This window comes from Pseudomonas sp. NPDC087803, assembly GCF_044742995.1.
In the GTDB taxonomy this organism is placed as follows: domain Bacteria; phylum Pseudomonadota; class Gammaproteobacteria; order Pseudomonadales; family Pseudomonadaceae; genus Aquipseudomonas.
Genome location: NZ_JBIUVO010000039.1, coordinates 10583 through 27511, shown reverse-complemented (window position 1 = coordinate 27511; position 16929 = coordinate 10583). Strand labels below are relative to the sequence as shown.

Here is a 16929-nt window from a genome sequence, read left to right as displayed (position 1 = left end):
CAAAAATGCCGCTCGATCGAGCGGCATTTTTTTGCCCGTCTTTCCGAATTCACCACACCCCCTGTGGGAGCGGGCTTGCTCGCGAAGGCGTCCTGTCAGAAAAAACACATGTGCCTGACCCACCGCCTTCGCGAGCAAGCCCGCTCCCACAATGAGTCTGCGTGTTGCCTGAAGATCAACGGTAATCGTCCACCGGGACGCAGGCACAAAACAGATTGCGATCCCCATAAACATTATCCACCCGATTCACCGCCGGCCAATACTTGTGCGCCTTGGTGTGCGCATCCGGGGTGATGCCCTGTTCGATGCTGTAAGGCCGCTCCCAGACTCCAGTGACATCCGCCAAGGTATGCGGCGCGCGTTTCAGCGGGTTGTCGTCCGCCGGCCAGTTGCCATTCTGCACTTCGCTGATTTCCGCGCGGATGCTCAGCATGGCGCCGATAAACCGGTCCAGTTCGGCCTTGGATTCGCTCTCGGTCGGCTCGACCATCAAGGTGCCCGGCACCGGAAAGGACATGGTCGGCGCATGGAAGCCATAGTCCATCAGACGCTTGGCGACGTCCTCTTCACTGATCCCGGTCTGCGCTTTCAACGGCCGCAGATCGAGAATGCATTCATGCGCCACCCGCCCGTTGCGTCCGGTGTACAGCACCGCAAATGCGCCGGATAAATGCTGCGCCAGATAATTCGCGGCGAGGATCGCCACTTCGCTGGCATCCGCCAGTTGCGGCCCCATCATCGCGATGTACATCCAGCTGATCGGCAAAATGCTCGCACTGCCCCACGGGGCCGCACTGACCGCGCCGTTCTGCGGCAGCGGGCCGTCAATCGGCACCACCGGGTGATTGGCAACGAACGGCGCCAGATGCGCGCGAATGCCGATCGGCCCCATGCCCGGCCCGCCGCCGCCGTGGGGGATGCAAAAGGTCTTGTGCAGGTTCATGTGCGACACGTCGGCGCCGATGTCCGCCGGCCGCGCCAGCCCGACCTGCGCATTGAGATTGGCGCCGTCCATGTACACCTGCCCGCCGTACCGGTGGATCACTTCGCAGATCTCGCTGATGCCTTCCTCGTACACACCATGGGTCGACGGATAGGTCGCCATCAGGCACGACAACTTGTCCCCCGCCGCGGCGGCCTTGGTTTTCAGGTCGTCCAGATCGACGTTGCCGGCCTCGTCGCACTCGACGATCACCACGCGCATCCCGGCCATCTGCGCCGAGGCCGGGTTGGTGCCGTGGGCCGAGGACGGAATCAGGCAAATGTCCCGCCCGCCCTGCTGCCGGCTCTCGTGATATTTGCGAATTGCCAGCAGCCCGGCGTACTCGCCCTGGGCGCCGGAGTTGGGCTGCATGCAGATCGCATCGAACCCGGTGATCGCGCACAACCAGCGCTCCAGTTCTTCGATCATCAAGGTGTAACCGACCGCCTGCTCCCGTGGCGCGAACGGGTGCAGGTTGGCGAACTGCGGCCAAGTGATCGGGATCATTTCGCTGGTGGCATTGAGTTTCATGGTGCAGGAGCCCAGCGGGATCATCGACTGGTTCAGCGCCAGATCCTTGTTCTCCAGCTGCTTGAGGTAGCGCAGCATCTCGGTTTCGCTGTGATGGGCGTTGAATACCGGATGGCGCAGATAAGGTGTGCCGCGCTGCAAGTGCTCGGGAATACCGGAAACCAGCGCTTCTGCATCAATTTCGTCGACGTTGAGCCCATGATCGGCGCCCAGCAGCACGTCGAACAGTTTGGCCACCGTGCTTTCATCGCAAGTCTCGTCGAGGCTCAAAGCGATTCGACCACGGCCGACAATCCGCAGGTTGATCTGCGCGGCCCGGGCGCTGTCGATGATCGCGCTCTGCGCGCCGCCGACCTCCAGGGTGAGGGTGTCGAAAAACTGCTCGTTGACCCGCGCAATACCATGGCGCTCAAGGCCCGCCGCCAGAATGCAGGTCAAGCGGTGCACACGCTGGGCGATGCGCTGCAAGCCTTGCGGCCCGTGATACACCGCGTAGCAACTGGCGATGTTGGCCAGCAGCACCTGCGCGGTACAGATGTTCGAATTGGCCTTCTCGCGGCGAATATGTTGCTCGCGGGTTTGCAGGGCCATGCGCAACGCCACATTGCCTCGGGCGTCTTTCGACACGCCGATGATCCGCCCCGGAATCGCCCGTTTGTACTCCTCGCGACTGGCGAAAAACGCCGCGTGCGGCCCACCGTAGCCCATCGGTACGCCAAAGCGCTGAGACGAGCCGAACACCACATCCGCGCCCAATTCACCCGGCGGCGTCAGCAGCAACAGGCTCAACAAATCCGTAGCGACGCAGGCCAGCGCCTGCTGCGCGTGCAACTGATCAATGACCGGACGCAGATCACGGATCTCGCCGTGGGTGTCGGGATACTGCAACAACGCGCCGAACACCTGGTGCTGGCTGAGGTTATCCACCGCGTCGATGATCAGCTCGAAACCGAAGCCTTCAGCGCGGGTCTGCACCACGGAAACAGTCTGCGGATGACAATTCTCATCGACGAAAAACAGATTGCTCTTCGACTTCGCCACACGCTTGGCCAGCGCCATGGCTTCCGCAGCGGCGGTGGCTTCGTCGAGCAACGAGGCGTTGGCCAGTTCAAGCCCCGTGAGGTCGATGGTCAGTTGCTGGAAATTCAGCAGCGCTTCGAGACGGCCTTGGGCGATCTCCGGTTGATACGGGGTGTACGCGGTGTACCAGCCGGGATTTTCCAGCACGTTGCGCAAGATGACCGTTGGCGTCAGCGTGCCGTGGTAGCCCATGCCGATCAGGCTGGTCCAGAGCTGATTCTGCTCGGCATACCCGCGCAGTTTGGCCAACGCCGCCTGCTCGTCGAGGGCCGGCGGCAAATCCAGCGCCCGATTCAGACGAATACCCGGCGGCACCGTCTGCTCGATCAGTTCGACCCGGCTGCCGAGGCCGAGGCTGTCGAGCATCGCCTGTTGTTCGGCGGCGTCGGGGCCCAAATGGCGGCGCAGGAAGGCGTCGGGGTCGCGTAACTGGCTCAAGGATGGCAACTGGGACATGACGGGCTCTCTCTTGGCTGGCGCTCGGCGTCAATGCAACACGGTCAAACCAGCATAGCAGTCGATCCCGCCGCGCACGGCTTGGCGACAGCGGGCGTTCCGGGGCATGCTGTAGCGCCTGCATCAGGCGTCCAACTTCCGGATGATCGAATCCTCATGAACCAACTGCCGTTCCTGCCGTTTTCCAAACCTGTCATTGATGAAGCCACGATTGCCGCCGTCGGCGATGTGCTGCGCTCCGGCTGGATCACCAGCGGGCCGAAGGTCCAGGCCTTTGAAGCACAGCTGTCGGAATACTTCGGCGGGCGCCCGGTGCGTACCTTCAACTCCGGCACCTGCACCATGGAAATCGCCTTGCGCATCGCCGGCGTCGGCCCGGGTGACGAAGTGATCACCACACCGATTTCCTGGGTCGCCACCGCCAACGTGATCCTCGAAGTCGGCGCCACCCCGGTGTTTGCCGACATCGACCCGGTGACCCGCAACATTGATCTGGACCAGCTGGAAGCGGCCATTACCCCGCGCACCAAAGCGCTGATTCCGGTGTACCTCGCCGGCCTGCCGGTGGACATGGAGCGCTTGTACGCCATCGCCCGCAAACACAATCTGCGCATTGTCGAAGACGCCGCTCAGGCGCTGGGTTCGAGCTGGAACGGCCAGCGCATTGGCGCCACCGGCGATTTCGTGTCGTTCAGTTTTCAGGCGAACAAGAACGTCACCTGCTCCGAGGGCGGCTGCCTGGTGCTGAACACTGCGGAAGAAGCGCGGCTGGCGGAGAAGTACCGCTTGCAGGGCGTGACCCGCAACGGCTTCGATGGTCTGGACGTCGACGTGCTCGGCGGCAAGTTCAACATGACCGACGTCGCCGCGACCATCGGCCTCGGCCAGTTCGCCCATATCGAGGCGCTGACCGCCCATCGTCAGGAACTGGCCCGGCACTACTTCAAATGTTTTGGCGATGACTTCGAAGCGACCTATGGCGCCCAACTGCCACCGGCGGACTTCACCCAGAGCAACTGGCACCTATTCCAGCTGGTCCTGCCGGAGCGCCAGGACGGCTTGCCGGCCCGCGCCACGTTCATGGAGCAGATGCAGGCGCGCGGCATTGGCATCGGCTATCACTACCCGCCGATCCATTTGCTGAGTCTGTACCGCGAGCGCGGTTTCAAGGAAAGCATGCTGCCGGTGGCCGAACGGGTCGGGCGACTGATTGTGTCGCTGCCGATGTTCACCACGATGAGCAAGGAAGATGTCGAGCGTTCGGTGGCGGCAGTCAAGGCCGTATTGAAGCCCTAAACCACGCTACCTGTAGGAGCTGCCGAAGGCTGCGATCTTGTGATCTTTCTTCAAAAACAAAATCAAAAGATCGCAGCCTTCGGCAGCTCCTACAGGGGCGAAGCTTATTCGCCGATTGCAGCCTTGTAGCCGGCGGCGTCCAGCAGTTTTTCCAGATCAGCCGCGTTATCCGGCTTGAGCTTGAAGATCCACGCACCGTATGGATCGGTGTTCAGCAGTTCCGGCGTGCCGCTCAGTTCTTCGTTGACGGCGATCACTTCACCGGCAATCGGCGAGTAGATGTCGGAAGCGGCTTTCACCGACTCGACTACACCGGCCTGATCTTCAGCGGCGAACTTGTTACCCACTTCCGTCAACTCGACGAACACCACATCACCCAGCGCTTCCTGCGCGTGATCGCTGATGCCCACGGTTACGGTGCCGTCGGCTTCCAGACGTGCCCACTCATGACTTTCGGCAAAACGCAGTTCAGCGGGGATATTGCTCATGCTCGGTGTCCTCAAGAAATTGTCAGCGGTCAGGCCCGCCGGAAAAGGTTAGATCAAGGTTTTGCCATGGCGCACGAAGGTCGGTTTGACCACTCGTACCGGATACCACTTGCCACGGATTTCCACTTCGGCGCGGTCGGCGGTAGCCATCGGTACACGCGCCAGGGCAATCGATTTGCTCAGCGTAGGAGAGAAACTACCACTGGTGATCTCTCCTTCGCCAACATCGGCGATACGAACCACCTGATGGGCGCGTAAAACACCGCGTTCCTCAAGCACCAGACCCACCAGTTTGTGCGCAACGCCGGCAGCTTTTTCCGCCTCCAGCGCCGCCCGCCCGATGAACTGCCGCGAGGCCGGTTCCCAGGCAATGCTCCAGGCCATATTGGACGCCAGCGGCGAGACATCTTGATGAATGTCCTGGCCATAGAGGTTCATCCCGGCCTCGACCCGCAGCGTGTCGCGCGCACCGAGGCCGATCGGCGAAATGCCGGCACCGACCAGATCGTTGAAGAATCCCGGCGCCTGTTCGGCCGGCAAGGCGATTTCCAGACCGTCTTCACCGGTGTAACCGGTGCGCGCAATGAACCAGTCGCCATCGACTTCAGCTTCGAACGGTTTGAGGTGATGGATCAGTGCCGCGCGGGACTGGGTCACCAGCTCGGCGATTTTCTGCCGGGCCTGCGGGCCTTGAATGGCGAGCATCGCCAGTTCCTGACGCTCGTGCAGATGCACGTCGTAACCGGCGACATGCGCCTGCATCCACGCCAGATCCTGGTCGCGGGTGGAGGCGTTGAACACCAGACGATAACGGTCTTCGAGGCGATAGACGATCATGTCGTCGACGATGCCGCCGCGCTCGTTGAGCATCGTGCTGTAGAGCGCGCGGCCGGGGCGGTGCAGGCGCTCGACGTCATTGGCCAGCAAATGCTGCAGCCAGGCCTTGGCCTGGGGGCCGTCAACGTCGATAACGGTCATATGGGAAACATCGAACACCCCGCAATCGCGGCGCACCTCGTGGTGTTCCTCGACCTGCGAGCCGTAATGCAGTGGCATGTCCCAACCGCCAAAATCGACCATCTTCGCGCCAAGGGCGAGATGCAGGTCATACAGAGGCGTACGCTGTCCCATGGGTTTCTCCTTCCGGGCGTGGCGAAGGTGCGGACAGCCGCTGTACGGGGTGAAAGCCGCGAAATACAAGGCTTCCAGCCGATTTCAGCGAACGGGTCTGTCAGACGAACCGCACCGAATGCCGCGCATTGTAGCCGCATGATTCAGGACTGACGACTAAGTGTTTCGGTGCGCCGAACGGCGGATCAGGCCAATGACCGGTAACAGGCCGACCAACACCAGGGTCAGCGCCGGCAACGAGGCCCGCGCCCACTCGCCCTCGCTGGTCATTTCAAAGATCCGCACCGCCAGCGTGTCCCAGCCAAACGGGCGCATCAACAGGGTCGCGGGCATTTCCTTGAGCACATCGACGAACACCAGCAACGCCGCGCTCAGTGTGCCGGGCAGCAACAGCGGCAGATACACTTTGAAAAACAGTCGCGGCCCACTGACACCCAGACTACGTGCCGCTTCGGGCAATGACGGCCGTATACGCGCCAGACTGTTTTCCAGTGGTCCGTAGGCCACCGCGATAAAGCGCACCAGATAGGCCATCAGCAACGCCGCCAGACTGCCCAGCAGCAGCGGCTTGCCGGCGCCGCCGAGCCAGCCCGACAGCGGAATCACCAATTCGCGGTCGAGATAACTGAACGCCAGCATGATCGACACCGCCAGCACCGAACCCGGCAGCGCATAACCAAGATTGGCCAGACTGACCCCGGAGCGGATCGCCCGGGTCGGCGCCAGCCGTCGGGCAAACGCCAGCAACAGCGCGACGCTGACGGTGATCAACGCCGCCATGGCGCCCAGATACAGGGTGTGCAGGATCAGCCCGGCGTAACGCTCATCGAGATCGAAGCGCCCGCGCTGCCAGAACCAGACGATAAGTTGCAGGACTGGAATCACGAACGCGCAGGCAAATACCAGAGCGCACCAGCCGGTCGCCGCGAACGCCTTGAGCCCGCGCAGGTGATACAACGCCTTGACCCGAGGGCGCTCGTTGCTGGCACGGTTGGCGCCACGGGCGCGGCGCTCGCCGTACAGCACCAACATCACCACCAGCAACAACAGGCTGGCCAGTTGCGCGGCGCTCGACAGACTGAAGAAGCCGTACCAGGTCTTGTAGATCGCGGTGGTGAAGGTGTCGAAGTTGAACACCGACACCGCGCCGAAATCCGCCAGCGTCTCCATCAGCGCCAGTGCGACACCGGCGCCAATCGCCGGACGCGCCATCGGCAACGCCACCCGCCAGAACGCCTGCCACGGCGATTGCCCGAGCACCCGCGCCGCTTCCATCAGGCCTTTGCCTTGAGCGAGAAACGCAGTACGCGCCAGCAGATAAACGTAGGGGTAAAACACCAGCACCAGCACCACAATGACCCCGCCGGTGGAGCGCACGCGCGGCAGGCGCAAGCCGCTGCCGAACCACTCACGCAACAGGGTTTGCACCGGGCCGGCGAAGTCCAGCAGGCCGACGAAGACGAACGCCAGCACATAGGCCGGGATGGCGAACGGCAGCATCAGCGCCCAGTCGAGCCAGCGCCGTCCGGGGAATTCGCAGAGGCTGGTGAGCCAGGCGAGGCTCACGCCGAGCAGCGTCACGCCGACGCCGACGCCAAGCACCAGGGTCAGGGTGTTGCCGAGCAGGCGCGGCATCTGGGTTTCCCACAAATGGGACCAGATCTGCTGATCGATGGTCTGCCACGACAGCAGCAGAACACTCAGGGGCAACAGCACCAGCGCGGCAATGGCGAAGACGATGGGATACCAGCGGCGTTGGGCGGGGTGGGCCAAGGGGGTTCTCTAATAAATCGTGGGTCGGCGCAAGAGTAATGCCAGCCCCAATTGTGGCGAGGGGATTTATCCCCGATCGGATGCGCAGCATTCGTAAAATGCTACGCCCGCGGTGTATCAGTACGCTTTGATTAAGGGCATTGGGGGTGCTTCGCACCCCATCGGGGATAAATCCCCTCGCCACAGGATATAACCAGGTTTTAGTTCCAGCCCGCCCGATCCATCATGCGGATCGCTTCCGCCTGACGCTTGCCCGCCACTTCCACCGGCAAGGTGTCAGCGACGAACTGGCCCCACGCCGCCACTTCTTCGGAAGGCTTCACCGCCGGGTTGGCCGGGAATTCCTGGTTGACGTCGGCGAAGATTTTCTGCGCCTCGGGTGTGGTCATCCACTCGACCAGCGCCTTGGCCGCTTCCGGGTGCGGTGCGTGTTTGGTCAGGCCGATGCCCGACAGGTTCACGTGTACACCGCGATCGGCCTGATTCGGCCAGAACAGTTTCACCGGCAGGTCCGGCTTCTGCTGGTGCAGGCGGCCGTAGTAGTAGGTGTTGACGATGCCGACGTCGCACTGCCCGGCGTTGATCGCTTCGAGCACCGCAACGTCGTCGGAGAACACATCGGTGGACAGGTTGTTGACCCAGCCCTTGAGGATCTTCTCGGTCTTCTCGGCGCCGTGCACTTCGATCATGGTCGCGGTCAGCGACTGGTTGTAGACCTTCTTCGCCGTGCGCAGGCACAGGCGCCCTTCCCAGTTCTTGTCGGCCAGCGCTTCGTAGGTGGTCAGTTCGCCCGGCTTCACCCGCTCGGTGGAATAGGCGATGGTCCGCGCGCGCAGGCTCAGGCCGGTCCAGGCGTGGCTGGAGGAGCGATATTGCGCGGGAATGTTGGCGTCGATGGTCTTCGAGGTGAACGGCTGCAGAATGCCCATCTGCTCGGCCTGCCAGAGGTTGCCGGCATCGACGGTGAGCAGCAGGTCGGCGGTGGCGTTTGCGCCTTCGGCCTTGATCCGCTGCATCAGCGGCGCTTCCTTGTCGGTGATGAATTTGATCTTCACCCCGGTTTTCGCGGTGTAGGCGTCGAATACCGGTTTGATCAGCTCATCGATACGCGAGGAATAGACCACCACCTCGTCGGCGGCCTGGGCGGTGGTGCTGCCGATCAGGGTCAGGGCCAGTGCAGTCAGAAGACGCTTGGGTGCCAACATGGGAGTGGTCTCTCGGTCGGAAAATGTGGGCCAAATGATAAGGACTCACATTTACCAGCTCAATCGAACACTTGAGCAAGGAGTTACCAGATGTTGCACAGGGCAACACCCCCCTGTAGGAGCTGCCGCAGGCTGCGATCTTTTGATCTTGGTTTTGAAGAGCAAAATCAAAAGATCGCAGCCTGCGGCAGCTCCTACAGGGAGCGTGATCGACTCAGGGTTTGGCCAGGGCCGGGAGGTCGCCTGTGAGGCCAAGTGCTTCGCGAACAAACAACGCCTTGGCCTCGGGCATCTGCTCCACCAGCTTCAACCCGGCATTGCGCAACCAGCGCAACGGCAGCGGATCGGCCTGGAACAGGCGCTCGAAGCCCTCCATCGCCGCCATCAACGCCAGGTTGTGCGGCATGCGCCGACGTTCGTAGCGGCTCAGCACTTTCACATCGGCCAGGCGCTCGCCACGTTCGGCGGCTTGCAACAGCACTTCAGCCAGCACCGCCGCATCGAGGAACCCGAGGTTCACGCCTTGCCCGGCCAATGGGTGAATGGTGTGCGCCGCGTCACCGATCAGTGCCAGGCCTTCGGCGACATAGCGTTTGGCGTGACGTTGACGCAACGGCACGCACAGACGTGGATCAGCGCTGATCACCTCGCCCAGGCAACCTTCGAACGCCCGCTCCAGCTCACGGCAGAACGCGGCCTCATCCAGCGCCATCAGGCGTTCGGCTTCACTCGGGGTGGTCGACCAGACGATCGAGCACCAGTCCTGCTGCCCGTCACCTTCCAGCGGCAGAAACGCCAACGGCCCGTGATCGGTGAAACGCTGCCACGCGGTCATCCGGTGCGGTTTGCTGCTGCGCACGCTGGTAACGATGGCGTGGTGCAGGTAATCCCACTCGCGGGTAGCGACGCCGGTCAGGCGGCGCACCGCCGAATTGGCTCCGTCCGCTGCAATCACCAGCGGCGCGCGCAACTGGCGACCATCGGCCAGGGTCAGCAGCCAGTCGTCGCCGGAGCGACGCATCTGCTCCAGTCGCGCATTGGCCAGCATGCCCAGATCGCAGTCGTGCAAACGATCGAGCAAGGCATCCTGCACCACGCGGTTTTCGACGATATGACCGAGCACTTCGGCATGCACACTGCTCGCCGAAAAATGAATCTGTCCGGTGCCGCTGCCGTCCCACACGTGCATGTCGGTGTAGGGGCTGCTGCGACGTTGGGCAATGCCGTCCCAGACGCCGAGGCGTTCGAGTATCCGCTGGCTGGCCGCCGACAAGGCACTCACCCGCGGCTCGAACGGCGCGTCGGTATCGAACGGTTTGACGCTCAACGGGCTGCCATCGAGCAGCAGCACTTCCAGGCCGCTGTCCTGCAACGCCAACGCGAGGGCGCTGCCGACCATTCCGGCTCCGACAATCAGCAGATCTGCGCGCATTTCCATGCTTTAAGCCTGTCTCGCTTGCGGCTTGAGCCGCACGTAAAGGGTTTTTCCGACTCGCGCCACGAGGTTGCCGGCGCCGTCATGAATGTCGACCTGCAATTGCGGCAGGTATTTCTCGCCACTGGCGGTCTGCCGGCGGATCTCGTCGAGCAGGGTGTCGTCGATGTTGAACCGGGCAAACACCGGGCCTTTGCCCGGTGAGATGAAATCGATGTCGGCCGCCTTGTCCCAGACGATGTAACGCGGCCCGAGGTTTTCCATCAGCATCAGCATGTAGAACGGATCGACCATCGAATACAGGCTGCCACCAAACTGGGTGCCGACGTAGTTGCGGTTGTACCAACCCAGCCCCATCGACACCTGAACATCGCGAAAGTCATCGCTGATGTGCCGCACCCGCACCCCGGCGCCAAGGTACGGCGGATAGAACATCATCACCCAGCGCATCAATCGCGCCTTGCCGAATTTTGCGCTCAACCACTTAAGCATCCGGGCGCGTTCCCAACCCCATGGCCTGACGGGCGAACCAGCGTTTGGCCGGCGGCAGCAGGTCGAGGCCGAGCAGGCCGATATTGCGCCCCAGCGAGACCAGCGGCTGGGTGCTGCCGAACAGGCGGGTGACCTGATCGGAGAAGCCCACGGTGAGGTCCTGATCCAGACGCTGACGTTCGCGATAGGCCTGCAAGGTGGCGAAGTCGCCCAGCGGTTTATCGCTGGCCAGCAGCGCTGCGGCCAATGCATCGGCGTCACGCAAGGACAGGTTGAAACCCTGCCCGGCAATCGGGTGCAGGCTGTGCGCGGCATTGCCCAGCACGGCCAGATGCGAGCGCACTTGCTCCTCGGCCTCGACCAGCGACAGCGGATACAGATGCCGCGCACCGACCTGTTTCAAGGTGCCGAGGCGGTAGCCGAACACGCCTTGCAATTCACTGAGGAAATCGCGCTCGCTGAGATCGGCAAGGCGTTGTGCGTCCATGCCCAGACGGGTCCAGACCAGTGCGCAACGGTTGTCCGGCAGCGGCAGCAAGGCCATCGGCCCTTCGTCGGTGAACCGCTCGAAGGCCATGCCGTTGTGCGCTTCACTCGGGGTGATGTTGGCGATCAGCGCGCTCTGGTTGTACGGACGCTTGCGCACGTTGATGCCCAGTTGCTCGCGCAGACCGGAGCGGCCGCCATCGGCGAGCACCGCCAGATCGCACTCGACGGTGGTTTCATCGTTGAGGGTCAGGCGATAGCCGTCGGCCAGCGGCTCCATGCGCGTGACTTCCGCCGGGCAGCGCCAGCTGATCACGTCTTTATCCAGATGCTGCCAAAGGCACTGGCCGAGCCAGGCGTTTTCCACCACATAGCCGAGCGCCGGCACGCCCTCTTCCATTGCCGACAGACGGGCGGTGGAGAAGCGACCACGGTCGGACACGTGAATCTGTTTGATCGGCTCGGCGCGGCGGGAAATTTCCTGCCACACACCCAGCCGTTGATAGATCTGCCGCGAACCGAAGGATAGCGCCGACGAACGTGCGTCGTAGCTCGGCTGCCAGCTGTCGCCGGGGGCGAACGGTTCGATCAGGACGATTTTCCAGCCACGAGCCTTGGCCCCGGCCTGCAAGGCCAACGCCAGACTGGCGCCGACCAGGCCGCCACCGATGATTGCCAGATTGACTCGACTCATGCCGCGTGTGTCCGTGCTTGCGCCATCAGCGCTTCGATTTCGGCGACGGTTTTCGGTACGCCGTTGGTCAATATTTCACAACCGGTCTTGGTCACTACCACGTCATCCTCGATGCGCACGCCAATGCCGCGCCATTTCTTCGCTACGTTCTGGTTGTCCGGGGCGATGTAGATGCCCGGCTCGACGGTCAGCGCCATGCCGACCTCCAGCACTCGCCATTCGCCGCCGACCTTGTATTCGCCGACGTCGTGCACATCCATGCCCAGCCAATGGCCGGCACGGTGCATGTAAAACGCTTTATAGGCTTCGGTCGCGATCAACTCATCGACCTCGCCTTGCAGGATTCCGAGCTTGACCAGGCCTGCGGTAATCACCCGCACCGTCGCTTCGTGCGCCTGGTTCCAGTTTTTGTTCGGAGCGATTTCGGCGAATGCGGCTTCCTGCGAGGCCAGCACCAGTTCGTAGATCGCTTTCTGCTCGGCGGAAAACTTGCCGTTGACCGGCCAGGTGCGGGTGATGTCGCTGGCATAGCAGTCGATTTCGCAACCGGCGTCGATCAACACCAGATCGCCGTCCTTGAGCAGCGCGTCATTCTGCTGGTAATGCAGGATGCAGCTGTTGCGCCCGGCAGCGACGATCGAACCGTAGGCCGGCATCTTCGCCCCGCCCTTGCGGAACTCGTAATCGAGCTCGGCTTCGAGGCTGTATTCGTACAGTCCCGGCCGGCTGGCCTGCATCGCGCGGATGTGGGCCTGAGCGGAAATCCGTGCGGCTTCGCGCATCACTTTCACTTCTGCCGCCGATTTATACAGGCGCATGTCGTGCAGCAGGTGATCCAGGGCAACGAATTCGTTCGGTGGCTGGGCGCCGAGGTGCGCCTTGGAGCGGATCACATTGATCCAGTCCATCAGGTGCCGATCGAATTCCGGGTTGCTACCCATTGCCGAGTACACCCGGTCGCGGCCTTCGATCAGGCCCGGGAGGATGTCGTCGATGTCGGTGATCGGGAACGCGTCGTCAGCGCCGTAATCACGGATCGCGCCTTCCTGGCCGGCGCGCAGGCCGTCCCATAATTCGCGCTCGGCGTTGCGTTCTCGGCAGAACAGCACGTACTCACCGTGCTCGCGACCGGGCATCAGGACGATGACGGCTTGTGGCTCGGGGAATCCACTGAGGTACTGGAAGTCGCTGTCCTGACGGTAGACGTGCTCGACGTCGCGGTTGCGGATCGCGACCGCGGCGGCGGGCAGGATCGCGATGCTGTTGGGTTCCATCTGCGCCATCAGGGCCTTGCGGCGACGGCTGTATTCCGCTTTGGGGATATGGGTCATGGGCAGATGGCTTTCCCTGGCACGCGATTAATGCAGCGACGGTTTGGCGGCTGGAGGCACGTCGGCTTTCCTGGTTTCCGAGAACAGCAGCAGCGGCGCGACGCGCAGGTATTCCATAACTTCCATGTAATCGTTTTCGCCGTCGTCGGACTCTTCCAGGGCGTCTTGCACCTGGGAGATCGCGGCCAGATCCTGCAGCACTTCGTTTGCCTCGGTGCTCAGCGCGTAGGCGCGGCGGGTCAGGCCGAAACCGCTGAGGAAGCCTTGGCACCATTGGCCCAGCGCGGCAGCGCGGTCGGCCAGCGGCGCGTCATCGGTCGGCAGCAGCAGAACGACGGTGACGTCGTCGCCGGTCAACTCACCCTTGACCATCTCTTGCAGGCCGATCAGGGCGTTGCGGACGTTGTCCTGGATATCGCCTTCGAGCAGTTCGGCGGCGTCGATCAGCCAGCCTTCGTTATCGAAGCCGGCGCCGGCGCAGCTGCGGCCGAGCAGCAGGCCATGCAGTTCGGCAGGCGAGACGTTGTGGCCGCTGGCAGTCAGCAGGGTGGCAAAGGCTTGGTACGGGGAATTCGCAATGGTCATGGGCAGCTAGGCGCCAGACGGCGCTATGTCTAGAATGAAGGCCTTGTATCCTACAACGACAGACTCGCCAAGACTATTAAAGGCTGTCCGCCAGCCAGGCGCCTGCCGCCCATCAGATGAATTCAGTGGACACAATGGAAGACACCGACCTGCAAGCGCTGATGGCCAGACTCGAAAAGCTGATTACCCGAGTCGAGCAACTAAAGAGTCAAAACGCACTCTTACTAGCTCAGGAAAAGACCTGGCGCGAGGAACGCGCTCACCTCATTGAAAAAAACGAAATCGCCCGGCGTAAGGTCGAATCGATGATTTCGCGCCTCAAGGCCCTGGAGCAAGACTCATGAGTTCAAGCAATAGCGTTACCGTGCAGATCCTCGATAAAGAATATTCGATCATCTGCCCCCAGGAAGAACGCAGCAATCTGGTCAGCGCCGCCCGTTACCTGGACGGCAAGATGCGCGAGATCCGCAGCAGCGGCAAAGTCATCGGCGCCGACCGTATTGCAGTGATGGCCGCGCTGAACATCACCCACGACCTCTTGCACAAAGAAGAGCGCCCGGACATCCAGGCCAGCGGCTCGACCCGTGAACAGGTGCGAGACTTGCTCGATCGTGTCGATCTGGTGCTGGCCGACGATCCGGACATCAGCAAGGGCTGATTCGCCAGGCCGCTTGAGGTATACTCGCGGCACTCCCTGGGGAGCTTGCCAGTTGACGAAGTCCCTGAGCCGATTTGCACTACCCTGGAGGTTGCACGTTGGGCTGGTGTGCATGTCCGCCAGACGGAAAGCCTTAAAGTCTACTGCATCCTCCACCTTGAACTTTCGGGTTCAAGGGCTAAGTTGACAGCGGTTCATCCGGGGAGCCTGATTCGAATCCGATGCCGGTTTTTGCCGGCATCGGATTTTTTATGCGTGCGTTTTCGCCCTCACCTGCCGAAGCCGAACCATGACCGAACCTGCGCTGCTGCCCCGCCCGCAACTCCGCCGCCTGCTGCGCAAGGCGCGCCGCTCACTGACTCCTGGTGAACAACGACAGGCCGCCAAAGGCCTGTTCCGGCAACTGGCGCAAGACACGCACTTTCGCCGGGCCAAACACATTTCCCTGTATCTGCCCACCGACGGTGAAATCGACCCGCGCCTGCTGCTGCGCGAAGCCCAGCGTCGCGGCAAGGCCACCTACCTGCCGGTGCTCAGCGCCTGGCCGCGAACCAAAATGGTGTTCCAGCGGATTCGCCCCGGCGAAAAGCTCAAGCCCAACCGCTTCCGCATTCTCGAACCACGAGCCAATCTGGCCCATCAGCGCAAGATCTGGACTCTGGATCTGGTGTTGTTGCCACTGGTGGGGTTTGACGATGTTGGCGGGCGCCTGGGGATGGGCGGCGGATTCTACGATCGCAGTCTGGCGTACCTGGCCCGGCGCAAAAACTGGCGCAAGCCGACGCTGCTGGGTCTGGCCCATGAATGTCAGAAGGTCGAACGGCTGGCGCAGGCCAGCTGGGATGTACCGTTGCAGGGCACGGTTACAGATAAGGCGTGGTATTTCGCGGGATAGACGCCGCGCAGATCAGCGGCGTCGGGAAGGCAGTTTCAGCGTTTGAAGGCAGTCGACTGTTGAACCTGTTGCGCGACTTCAACCGGCGCATCGGTCTTGCTCGTCCACAGACTTTGCGCGTAACCAGTGGTCACGACGCCAAGGCCGAACAAAATAACCAAAGTCCATAGCAAATCCGGTTTGCGTTTCATCGATTGCCCCCCTCAAGGCACATCATCACGATGACAGCAGCGGTTTCCGTTCGTAGCCGTGCAGCAGCGTCAAGCTTTAAAGGCCGGCATTTTGCGACAACGTGAACCTCGGCGCAAACGCTGACGTCAACCGACCGTCGGTTTGTCATAAAATTGCCCGACAACCTGCCCAATGACCGCTTGAGGAGCAAAAGACATGGCCTATTGGCTGATGAAATCCGAGCCCGACGAACTCTCGATCAAAGGTTTGGAGAAACTCGGCACGGCGCGCTGGGACGGGGTGCGCAACTATCAGGCGCGCAATTTCCTGCGGGCGATGTCGGTCGGGGACGAGTTCTTTTTCTACCATTCCAGCTGCCCCGAGCCAGGGATTGCCGGAATCGGCAAGATTATTCAGGCGGCGTACCCGGATCCCACCGCACTGGAGCCGCAGAGCCATTACTTCGACCCCAAGGCCACACCCGATAAAAACGCGTGGAGTGCGATTGATGTCGAACATGTCGAGACGTTTGCGCGGGTATTGAAGCTGGATTATCTGAAGCAGCAGACCGCGCTTGCCGAAATGCCGTTGGTGCAGAAGGGGTCGCGGCTGTCGGTGATGCCGGTGACGGCGGAGCAATGGGCGGCCGTGATTGCGCTCAAGCAGTGATTCATTTGGCAACTGATGAATCGCTTTCGCGAGCAAGCCCGCTCCCACAGGGTTGCGCGGTGATCACAAATTCATGTGACACCACAAAACCACTGTGGGAGCGGGCTTGCTCGCGAAGAGGCCCACCCGGACAGCAGAAGCTTTATTGAATGATCAGGTTGTTGAACAACAGGTCTTCAACCACCGGCTTGCCGGTCTCGTCGTTCATCACTTGCTGGGTCTGCTTCAGGGCTTCCTGACGCAGCTTTTCCTTGCCTTCGATGCTGCCCATCGCCTCGGTCGTCTGCTGGGTGAACAGCGCTACCAGTTGATTGCGGATCAGCGGCTCGTTGGCCTTGACCAGTTTGGTCGCCTCCTCGCCCGTTACGCGCAGCGCCACGTCGGCCTTGTAGACCTTGAGCTTCGGCGTGCCGTCCAGCCCGTAGTTGCCCACGAACGGCGGGCTCAGGGTGATGTAGTTGACTTTCGGCGCCTCGCCTTCTTTGGCTTCTTCGGCCAGCGCTGCCACAGGGAGAGACTGGGCCAGCAAGTCGAGGAGCCACGCTTTCAGAATGCGCTCGTTATCCGGTTT

17 protein-coding genes and 1 other RNA gene are annotated in these 16929 nt (G+C 62.1%); 6 read left to right on the top strand and 12 right to left on the bottom strand.

The annotated features are described in order from the left end of the window. Positions 1-175: 175 nt before the first annotated feature. On the bottom strand, positions 176-3049 hold the full coding sequence (gene gcvP, locus ACIOUG_RS18380; RefSeq protein WP_401067448.1) for an aminomethyl-transferring glycine dehydrogenase: 2874 nt from the start codon (positions 3047-3049) through the stop codon (positions 176-178). 156 nt (positions 3050-3205) lie between these two features. Between gcvP and ACIOUG_RS18375 the strand changes: the two genes are divergently transcribed. Then, positions 3206-4345, top strand: a complete 1140-nt coding sequence (locus ACIOUG_RS18375) for a DegT/DnrJ/EryC1/StrS family aminotransferase (protein WP_401067446.1) — start codon at positions 3206-3208, stop codon at positions 4343-4345. Between the two features lie 104 nt (positions 4346-4449). Here the strand turns inward: ACIOUG_RS18375 and gcvH are convergent, their stop codons facing one another. The 9 genes from gcvH to ACIOUG_RS18330 all read right to left on the bottom strand — a co-directional run bounded on the left by gcvH (position 4450) and on the right by ACIOUG_RS18330 (position 13965). Next, positions 4450-4833: a glycine cleavage system protein GcvH gene (gene gcvH, locus ACIOUG_RS18370; protein WP_401067444.1), complete on the bottom strand. Its 384-nt coding sequence runs from the start codon at positions 4831-4833 to the stop codon at positions 4450-4452. A gap of 48 nt (positions 4834-4881) precedes the next feature. Then, positions 4882-5964 (bottom strand): glycine cleavage system aminomethyltransferase GcvT, encoded by a 1083-nt coding sequence (gcvT, locus tag ACIOUG_RS18365; protein WP_401067442.1) that lies wholly within the window; start codon positions 5962-5964, stop codon positions 4882-4884. Positions 5965-6120: 156 nt separating this feature from the next. Then, complete coding sequence (locus ACIOUG_RS18360) at positions 6121-7737, bottom strand: ABC transporter permease (protein WP_401067440.1); 1617 nt, start codon at positions 7735-7737, stop codon at positions 6121-6123. 200 nt (positions 7738-7937) lie between these two features. Continuing rightward, the gene (locus ACIOUG_RS18355; RefSeq protein ID WP_401067438.1) at positions 7938-8942 is read right to left on the bottom strand and encodes an extracellular solute-binding protein; all 1005 of its coding nucleotides are present in this window, start codon (positions 8940-8942) and stop codon (positions 7938-7940) included. A gap of 214 nt (positions 8943-9156) precedes the next feature. After that, positions 9157-10374: a 2-octaprenyl-3-methyl-6-methoxy-1,4-benzoquinol hydroxylase gene (locus ACIOUG_RS18350; protein WP_401067486.1), complete on the bottom strand. Its 1218-nt coding sequence runs from the start codon at positions 10372-10374 to the stop codon at positions 9157-9159. 9 nt (positions 10375-10383) lie between these two features. Beyond that, complete coding sequence (locus ACIOUG_RS18345) at positions 10384-10869, bottom strand: DUF4442 domain-containing protein (RefSeq protein ID WP_401067436.1); 486 nt, start codon at positions 10867-10869, stop codon at positions 10384-10386. Next, the gene (gene ubiH, locus ACIOUG_RS18340) at positions 10862-12049 is read right to left on the bottom strand and encodes a 2-octaprenyl-6-methoxyphenyl hydroxylase (protein ID WP_401067434.1); all 1188 of its coding nucleotides are present in this window, start codon (positions 12047-12049) and stop codon (positions 10862-10864) included. The genes ACIOUG_RS18345 and ubiH overlap by 8 nt, the downstream gene beginning before the upstream one ends. Beyond that, entirely contained in the window at positions 12046-13380 is a 1335-nt protein-coding gene (pepP, locus tag ACIOUG_RS18335) for a Xaa-Pro aminopeptidase (RefSeq protein ID WP_139055153.1), read from the bottom strand. Before pepP ends, ubiH begins: the two co-directional genes overlap by 4 nt. A gap of 27 nt (positions 13381-13407) precedes the next feature. After that, positions 13408-13965: a YecA family protein gene (locus ACIOUG_RS18330; RefSeq protein WP_401067432.1), complete on the bottom strand. Its 558-nt coding sequence runs from the start codon at positions 13963-13965 to the stop codon at positions 13408-13410. A gap of 134 nt (positions 13966-14099) precedes the next feature. On the opposite strand from ACIOUG_RS18330, the gene ACIOUG_RS18325 reads away from it, so the two are divergent. From ACIOUG_RS18325 to ACIOUG_RS18310, 4 genes are all read left to right on the top strand, one after another. Then, on the top strand, positions 14100-14309 hold the full coding sequence (locus ACIOUG_RS18325; RefSeq protein WP_103483758.1) for a TIGR02449 family protein: 210 nt from the start codon (positions 14100-14102) through the stop codon (positions 14307-14309). Further along, positions 14306-14623: a cell division protein ZapA gene (locus tag ACIOUG_RS18320; protein ID WP_007967943.1), complete on the top strand. Its 318-nt coding sequence runs from the start codon at positions 14306-14308 to the stop codon at positions 14621-14623. The genes ACIOUG_RS18325 and ACIOUG_RS18320 overlap by 4 nt, the downstream gene beginning before the upstream one ends. A gap of 30 nt (positions 14624-14653) precedes the next feature. Further along, positions 14654-14832: non-coding RNA, 6S RNA (gene ssrS, locus ACIOUG_RS18315), on the top strand. Positions 14833-14912: 80 nt separating this feature from the next. Then, positions 14913-15518: a 5-formyltetrahydrofolate cyclo-ligase gene (locus ACIOUG_RS18310; protein WP_401067431.1), complete on the top strand. Its 606-nt coding sequence runs from the start codon at positions 14913-14915 to the stop codon at positions 15516-15518. Positions 15519-15553: 35 nt separating this feature from the next. On the opposite strand, the gene ACIOUG_RS18305 is transcribed toward ACIOUG_RS18310, so the two are convergent. Next, the gene (locus ACIOUG_RS18305; RefSeq protein WP_003229308.1) at positions 15554-15709 is read right to left on the bottom strand and encodes a hypothetical protein; all 156 of its coding nucleotides are present in this window, start codon (positions 15707-15709) and stop codon (positions 15554-15556) included. Positions 15710-15905: 196 nt separating this feature from the next. Here ACIOUG_RS18305 and ACIOUG_RS18300 point away from each other — a divergent pair, with 196 nt between their 5' ends. After that, positions 15906-16358, top strand: coding sequence for an EVE domain-containing protein (locus ACIOUG_RS18300; protein WP_401067429.1), 453 nt, complete (start codon positions 15906-15908; stop codon positions 16356-16358). A gap of 142 nt (positions 16359-16500) precedes the next feature. Here the strand turns inward: ACIOUG_RS18300 and ACIOUG_RS18295 are convergent. After that, positions 16501-16929, bottom strand: a 429-nt coding sequence (locus tag ACIOUG_RS18295; RefSeq protein ID WP_401067427.1) for a flagellar basal body-associated protein FliL, incomplete at its 5' end; no start/stop codon positions are given.